This is a genomic window from Chitinophaga sp. CF118 (assembly GCF_900112615.1).
Lineage (GTDB): Bacteria > Bacteroidota > Bacteroidia > Chitinophagales > Chitinophagaceae > Chitinophaga.
This window is the reverse complement of the sequence record NZ_FOMK01000009.1, coordinates 254,593-262,071: the sequence shown is the minus strand read 5'-3', so window position 1 is coordinate 262,071 and position 7,479 is coordinate 254,593. Positions and strand designations below refer to the sequence as shown.

Annotated in this window: 7 protein-coding genes; 2 read left to right on the top strand and 5 right to left on the bottom strand. The window is 40.3% G+C overall.

Going from position 1 to position 7,479, the window contains the following annotated elements; all coding sequences use genetic code 11:
* Window positions 1-151: 151 nt before the first annotated feature.
* A complete protein-coding gene (locus BM176_RS26470) occupies window positions 152-1,615 on the bottom strand; it encodes a sigma-54-dependent transcriptional regulator (RefSeq protein WP_090107415.1) in 1,464 nt (487 codons plus the stop codon).
* Window positions 1,616-1,667: 52 nt separating this feature from the next.
* Window positions 1,668-2,102, bottom strand: a complete 435-nt coding sequence (locus BM176_RS26465; protein WP_090107414.1) for a response regulator — start codon at window positions 2,100-2,102, stop codon at window positions 1,668-1,670.
* A 515-nt stretch (window positions 2,103-2,617) separates the two neighbouring features.
* On the opposite strand from BM176_RS26465, the gene BM176_RS26460 reads away from it, so the two are divergent.
* Both BM176_RS26460 and BM176_RS26455 read left to right on the top strand, forming a co-directional pair.
* Window positions 2,618-2,857, top strand: a complete 240-nt coding sequence (locus BM176_RS26460) for a hypothetical protein (protein ID WP_090107413.1) — start codon at window positions 2,618-2,620, stop codon at window positions 2,855-2,857.
* 58 nt (window positions 2,858-2,915) lie between these two features.
* Entirely contained in the window at window positions 2,916-4,238 is a 1,323-nt protein-coding gene (locus BM176_RS26455) for a DEAD/DEAH box helicase (protein WP_090107412.1), read from the top strand.
* A 136-nt stretch (window positions 4,239-4,374) separates the two neighbouring features.
* On the opposite strand, the gene BM176_RS26450 is transcribed toward BM176_RS26455, so the two are convergent.
* From BM176_RS26450 to BM176_RS26440, 3 genes are all read right to left on the bottom strand, one after another.
* Window positions 4,375-5,379 carry an NAD(P)H-dependent glycerol-3-phosphate dehydrogenase gene (locus BM176_RS26450; protein WP_090107411.1) on the bottom strand — a complete coding sequence of 335 codons (1,005 nt, stop codon included), beginning with the start codon at window positions 5,377-5,379 and terminating at the stop codon, window positions 4,375-4,377.
* Between the two features lie 164 nt (window positions 5,380-5,543).
* Complete coding sequence (locus BM176_RS26445; protein ID WP_090107410.1) at window positions 5,544-5,816, bottom strand: hypothetical protein; 273 nt, start codon at window positions 5,814-5,816, stop codon at window positions 5,544-5,546.
* Window positions 5,817-6,093: 277 nt separating this feature from the next.
* Entirely contained in the window at window positions 6,094-7,476 is a 1,383-nt protein-coding gene (locus BM176_RS26440) for an efflux RND transporter periplasmic adaptor subunit (protein ID WP_090107409.1), read from the bottom strand.
* Between the last annotated feature and the right edge of the window lie 3 nt (window positions 7,477-7,479).

The following is a 7,479-nucleotide window of genomic DNA, read 5'->3' as shown; positions in this document are numbered from 1 at the left end:
CACGACACCCTTGCTTTTGGCTAACCCTCCTTACTGCAAAGCGGGTTCGGGACTTCCACCCTATAGCTGATCGCCATGCCTGGCGCACTAAAAAGAGTCTGTACTTATGATACAGACTCCTGAATTTTATAATATCTATGTTGATCTCTTACTAATAATTAATATTCAGCAAACGTAATTTATTATACAACGTTTTACGGTCTATATTCAATAATTGCGCAGCTTTTGTTTTGTTATACTTTACCTCTTTGAGCACGTTAATGATCTTATTATATTCTGCCTGCAGTGCAACCGTTTTAAGATCGTTCTCATTTGTAATGGAAATAAGTTCACCCGTCATATTCACCTGGTGATCGTCGTCATAAGAAGGAGGAGAAAAAGATTCTTTCATTTCCAGTGGCAGAGTAGATAATGTAATATCTTCATGTTCAGGTGTAAGCAGGCATGCACGACGGATTACATTTTTCAATTCACGGATATTACCCGGCCAGTTATATTTATTGAAACATTCCCACACATCATTATCAATTTTACCACAATTCTTTTGCAGCTCTCTTTCTACCTGTCTTATAAAAGCATTTACAAATAATGGAAGATCGCCGACTCTCTCACGCAATGGTGGAATATAAATAGTAAACTCATTGAAGCGATGGAAAAGATCTTCACGGAAACGTCCACGCTGTACGGACTCGGATAGTTTCTCATTAGATGCTACAATGATGCGCACATCAATAGGAATCTCTTTCAGGCTCCCCACACGGCGTATCACTTTTTCCTGGATCACGCGCAATAATGCTACCTGAATATCATAAGAAAGATTTGATACCTCATCGAGGAACAATGTACCTCCATGAGCTTGTTCGAATGCACCAATCTTGGTATTAATGGCCCCCGTAAAAGAACCCTTTTCATGACCAAACAATTCACTCGCTGCCAGTTCTTTGGAAAGGCTACCGCAATCCAACGCCACGAAAGGCTGGGATTGTCTTTTACTATGATGATGGATTAGGTGGGCTACAGATTCTTTACCTGTTCCCGTTTCTCCAAAAATGATAACACTGTAATCAGTGGGAGCAACCAGTTTAATCTGACGTAACAACTCCTTTGCACCGGGAGTTTCTCCATACACATACTTATGGTTTTTATCCAGCGCTTCACTTCCGATATCTTCTGGTTCCTGTGTATCATCACTACCAGCAGTAGCATTATTTACTGAACGCATTGGCATGGATGATTCCCTTTCCCGCTCAGAATCCATATGTGCGAAAGCCTTATGTACCAGGTTCAGGATCTCATCCGGGTACAACGGTTTAGAGAGGTAATCATACGCCCCGTTCTTCACCATTTCTACGGCAACTCTTACATCAGTATAACCTGTGATAATAATTACTATTGTACGCGGACTGATCAATCGTATATCCTGTAATAGCTGAGCGCCGTCAGTATCTTTTAAACGATAATCACACAACACCAGATCAAAGGTTTTTTCCTTCATCATTTTCAGCGCTGTAGCACCGCTCATGGTAGTATCTACCTTAAAGCCGTGTTTACCTAAGAACTTACTTAATAACGTACAAATATTGATCTCATCATCAATTATCAGAATATTTCTCATAATATTTATATGTGGTGTTAGACAACAGCTTTTTAAATTTACAATAATAGAATTACTTCTTACTTAACATTATACTCATCAACTCATCAAGGTTCTTGACATTAAAAGGTTTAGCCAGGAAGTAACTGGCTCCGGCTTTTAATGCTTTTTGTTTCTCCATACCATTGTCATACGCACTAATAGTTATTACAGGCAGGGCCGGACATTTCATTTTTATATCTGGTATAGCTTCCAGGCCAGATCCGTCTGGCAGATGAATATCCAGAAAGAGGATATCCGGCTGTTGATGCTGTTGTAAATACTGCATTCCTTCTGTGAGAGCGTGAACATATTTTACACTATATCCATGTTTTACCAGGCTTAACTGTAATAACCTACAGATATCAGGTTCATCATCGATAATCAGAATAAATGGCCCCTTCTTCCCCCTGTTTGCTAATACTGTGTCGGACGGGAGTTCCACATCCGGTTTTATATCTTGTGACATGCTTACACTTATTCCATTAAAAAAAATTGATTACCAAGCAATTACGAGTACACCTCCATTACCTTACGCAGATATACTATCGTAAGTACCTGCAACTATAGTTTTCTTTCAAATATCAATCCATTATAAATATATTGATTTCCATATGGCCCATTCCGGAAGCTGTGGAATTTCTTCCACAGTCATTATAAAAACTCCACAAAGACAGGCTCATGTAAGAGAAATTAACCCTGCCTAATTGATGGTATAGTAATTGACGACTGATTAATTGTCGTAGAAATTTTTTTCATTCATAGCTGTTGTTTTAGTTATTCGTCCCGGGCATAACCCGGGACATTTTTTACTATTAACATTTCATTCACATATTTCTTATTATTAGCCGCTACATTTGAATCAACAATCTTTTAGATTTCCATTTTACCGTCTATACTTATAGAAAATATGCCATAGTATCATTCTTTCTATATATCTACCCCCTAATAAGCCTCATCATGCAATTCTAAAACCGAGTCATTATGCGTACACTTGCTTGTACTTTTCTTATCAATGGAGTAAATACAAAAGTAGCTTTAAGAAAAAGAGGTCGGGAAAAGAGGTTCCAGGTAGTTATTAAGGGAGATGTACTTGAATATACCTGCACCGAACAGAACGATATACAACAGGTAAGCGGCCCCGAACTCATCGAAAGTGCCCTCTTGCCACACATTGAATGGATGATAAGACACTACTTTACAGATACAAAAAAAGAGCAATAACAGGTCCTTACTGTGATCACTTTTGTGTAGCACCCGGAACTCCCGTACTTTTGCCTAAATGCAAAACGAATCATACTCTCTGAACAAGATCCTCTCTGCTTTAAAAATTGATACGCTGAATGAGATGCAACTGGCATCTGTGGAAGCGAATAAGCAGTCAGACAACGTAGTACTTCTCTCTGCCACCGGCTCGGGAAAAACATTAGGTTTCCTATTGCCAATACTCGATCTGCTGGATAATAACATCACCGAGACACAGGCACTCATAGTTGTTCCCTCCAGAGAACTGGCGCTACAGATAGAACAGGTCTTCAAAAGCATGGGAACAGGTTTTAAAGTTACCTGCTGCTATGGAGGACACCTGAGAGAAACAGAAGAAAACAATCTGATAGAAGCTCCTGCACTGATTATAGGTACACCAGGCCGCTTGTGTGACCACCTCCGCAGAGAAAATATCCATACAGAAGGTATTCATACGCTAGTACTCGACGAGTTCGACAAATCCCTGGAATTAGGCTTCCAGGAAGAATTGTCTTTCATTATTGAGTCTCTCAAATCTCTGAGGAAAAGGATCCTGACATCTGCAACCTCTTCTGTTGAGATCCCTGAATTTGTAGGATTGACGGCCCCGGTTGAGCTAAACTTCATTTCAGAAGATACTCCTAAAGCACTCGCCATTCAATACCTGGAAAGTGATGGTAAGGATAAACTCGATACCCTATTCCGCCTCATCTGTATGTTGGGAAACAGATCTACCATCGTATTCTGTAATCATAGAGAAGCCGTAGAACGGACCAATACCCTGCTTAAAGAAAATGGCCTGGTAAGCGTATTCTATCATGGCGCTATGGAACAACAGGAAAGAGATGCCGCCCTGAATAAATTCAGAAATGGCTCCTCCAATATTCTGGTTACCACAGATCTTGCCGCAAGAGGGCTGGATATTCCACACATCCGATACATTATCCATTACCATCTGCCTAATACGGAAGAGACATTCACACACCGTAATGGCAGAACAGCCCGTATGGATGCCAGCGGTACCGCCATTCTGATCATAGGACCAGAAGAGAAACTGCCGTCTTACATTAACGGAGATGCTACCGCTATCACCTTACCAGATGAGATTGAATTGCCGGAAAAACCCAAATGGACCACCTTCTTTATTAGTGCCGGCAAAAAAGATAAAGTGAATAAAGTGGATATCGTGGGCTTTTTCACAAATAAAGGACAACTAAAGAAGGAAGAAATTGGGTTAATAGAGGTAAAAGATTTCTTCTCTTTTGTAGCCATCCGTAAATCAAAGGCCAGCCAAACGCTTCAGCTTATACAAAATGAGAAGATTAAAAATAAGAAAGTGAAGATTGATATTGCTAAGTAAACTCTTATGCGACGGTTATTTCCACGCATGACTTTATGCAGGATGTACTGATCTGATTTGAAACATAAACAATAAAAGAGCCTCTATGCTAAGTGCGATAGAGGCTCTTTTAGTAATTTATATAAAGAAATCTTGCTTAAATAAATCCTTTTTCCAAAGCGAGGAAAGCTTCCCGCGAATTCTCATGTTCCCATAAAATGGTATATACCGCCTGTGCCACCGGCATATAAGCACCCACTTCCTTATTCATTTCAAACAGACATTTACTTGCATAGTAACCTTCTGCTATCATATTAAGTTCCAATTGTGCAGCCTTTACGCTATACCCCTTCCCGATCATATTACCAAAGGTACGGTTACGGCTATGCAGTGAATAACAGGTCACCAGCAGATCTCCAAGATAAGCACTGGCATTGTAATTATGCTCTGAACCGGCATCTGTATGTTCCTGTCCGTAAGCTTCCAGGAAGTGTTGCATTTCCCTGAAGCAATTGGTAATATATACACTCAAAAAATTGTCTCCATATTCAAGGCCATGTGCAATACCGGCACCCAATGCGTAGATATTTTTTAACACAGCAGCCAGTTGCACCCCGATCACATCTTTATTAACGATGGTTTGCAGATAACTATTGGCAAACATGTTTGCAATAATCTGTGCAGGTTCTTCCTCCAGTCCGGAAAATGTAAGGTAAGACAGCTTCTCATTAGCAACTTCCTCTGCATGACAAGGCCCAGTAATAGTAAAATACTGTTCCAGTGGCAGATCAAACATTTCAGAGAGGTAATCATTAATCAGTAAGTTATTGCCGGGCACCAATCCTTTAATGGCAGAAAGTACCTTTTTCCCGTTCAACGCACCGGGAGGTAACAACAGCAATACTTCTTCCAGGAATGCTGAAGGTACCGCCAGGATCAGCAGATCACTGGTTGCTACTACTTCTTCCAGATTACGGCTTAACCGCAACAGGTTAGTATCAAAATATACTGATGTTAAATAATGCTTGTTATGATGGCGCTGCTGCATATACCGGATGGTATCTTCATTTCTTATCCACCATGCAATCTGCTCTCCGTTATCCGTTAATATTTTGGCTAATGCTGTAGCCCAGCTGCCGCTTCCGATGATGCCTGCTTTCAAGTATCTCTTTTTCCTGCAAAGTAAGGAATTTTACTTGCTAATATTACCATATGGGATGATGGTAATGATGAGGATGTGAATCAATTAAAGATGTATTGCCGGGACAGGGAAATAATATTAAGAGCAGCGGATGTTTCAACCACTTCTGCTGCTCTTAGCTATAATTATTTTTTCTCAGTATCTGGAGTTGCAGCTACCTTCTTAGTAGCCTCTTTCGTTTTTTTGGCAGCCTTCTTTTTTACCGTCACTACCTTCTTTTTTGTTTTATCTAATCCTTTGCTCAGCAATTTTGCAGCCTTCTTTACCCTGTTATTGAATTTAGTATCTCCCAATTCTTTCTTAAGATCAACTAAAAGGAGGTTCAACTTTTCTTCAATAGTGTTGCGGGCATCCTTACGGGAAGCTTTATCTGCTTTCGGAGCATTTGTAGTAGCCATAATTTTAACGAGAGTTGTTTAATGTGATAACATAAATTTAATGTTAAATTAACATAGACAATGTTAAGTTTTGACAAATCTCATTCAATTAATTGAAAATCAATACATTAATCCAATGTTAAATATATAGGACTGTTGTATTATGTTGTTGTTTCGATATAAAGATGAGTCTTCTCTCTTCGTAATGATTTTAGGACTTTCACAGGATCTCTTAAAGCAAAAAGAGCCCCTGCATTTATGCAGGAAGCTCTTTTCTATTTAGCTTGCCATATTGTTCTTATTTCTTGGCTGGTCCTTCAAACAGCTCCTTCTTGGGGACCACAATCACTTTCTTCTTCTCATCAAGGTCTTTGGATACCGCCGCATAAGGCGCACTTATTACCTGATCACCAACTTTCAGGCCGGAAAGAATTTCTATATTCACATCGTCCTGCACACCTGTGGTTACTTGCACCATTTTAACCGTTTGGTCTGGCTGCAATACAAACACTACTTCTTTCGTCACTTTATTACCCGCTTCAGATACTGTTCCATCACTATTTTCATTCTTTGCTTCTCCTACTTTCCGGTTTGATACAGTAGAAGTACTGTCTGCAATATCCCGGGTGGTTACTGCATTGATGGGCACAGCCAGTACATTATTTTTACGCCGGGTCTGGATATCTACGCTTGCACTCATACCCGGACGGAAAGGGAAATTCTTCGGATTCTTCGGATCAATGAGATCCTGGTAGCTTTCCTGCAAAATCCGGATATGTACAATATAACTGGTTACCTGTTCTGCAGAAGATGATGTAGAAGATGTAGCGGTAGCTGATCCCTTACTGGAACTGGCAATCTGTGTTACAATTCCTTTGAACTTACGGTTATTATAGGCATCTACCTCTACAACAGCTGTATCATTATATTTTACACGGGGAATATCATTTTCTCCAACATCCACCTGTACTTCCATTACATTCAGATCTGCAATACGCATAATCTCTGTACCTGACATCTGTCCTGTACCTACCACTCTTTCACCCTTCTTTACAGGCAGCAGGGATACTACGCCATTCATGGGTGAAGAAATAGTAGTGCGTCGCAGGTTGGTATTCGCCTCTGTTAATCCGGCTTTGGCATTCTGTACAGCAAAGCGGTTACTGTTCACTAACTCTGCAGCGGCATTATAATCTGCCAGGGCTGCGCGGTAAGTACCTTCAGCGGTTTCAAACTCACTTTTGGATACTACTTTCTGAGCCAGTAATTCCTTATTACGTTCATAAGCAGCTTTGTTCTGTTCCAGACGAGCCTTGTATGCATTGAGAGATGCAGTTGCATTGGCCTGTTGTGCCTGCGCCTGACTTAAAGAGGCATTGGCCTTGTCGCGTACAGAACCGTAAACATCTGCATAGATTTTTACCAGTACCTGCCCCTTTGTTACAGAGTCTCCTTCCAGTACAGGAAGGTCTGTGATTTCGCCAGATACGTCGGAGCTTACTTTTACTTCTGTTTCAGGATAGATCTTCCCGCTGGCAGATACTACTTCAATAATATTCTTTTCAGTAGCTTTATCTACAGCTACCTTAACGCCTTCTTTTTTGTTGGCTTTGAAAGCGTATATAATAAGAAAAACTACAACAAGAATTCCTAGAATCCAGAAAAGTCTCTTTTTGTTCATACT

Bases quoted from the DNA above. Each gene is read 5' to 3' on its own strand.
- BM176_RS26470 (WP_090107415.1), bottom strand. From the start codon at position 1,615: ATGAGAAATATTCTGATAATTGATGATGAGATCAATATTTGTACGTTA.
- BM176_RS26465 (WP_090107414.1), bottom strand. From the start codon at position 2,102: ATGTCACAAGATATAAAACCGGATGTGGAACTCCCGTCCGACACAGTA.
- BM176_RS26460 (WP_090107413.1), top strand. From the start codon at position 2,618: ATGCGTACACTTGCTTGTACTTTTCTTATCAATGGAGTAAATACAAAA.
- BM176_RS26455 (WP_090107412.1), top strand. From the start codon at position 2,916: ATGCAAAACGAATCATACTCTCTGAACAAGATCCTCTCTGCTTTAAAA.
- BM176_RS26445 (WP_090107410.1), bottom strand. From the start codon at position 5,816: ATGGCTACTACAAATGCTCCGAAAGCAGATAAAGCTTCCCGTAAGGAT.
- BM176_RS26440 (WP_090107409.1), bottom strand. From the start codon at position 7,476: ATGAACAAAAAGAGACTTTTCTGGATTCTAGGAATTCTTGTTGTAGTT.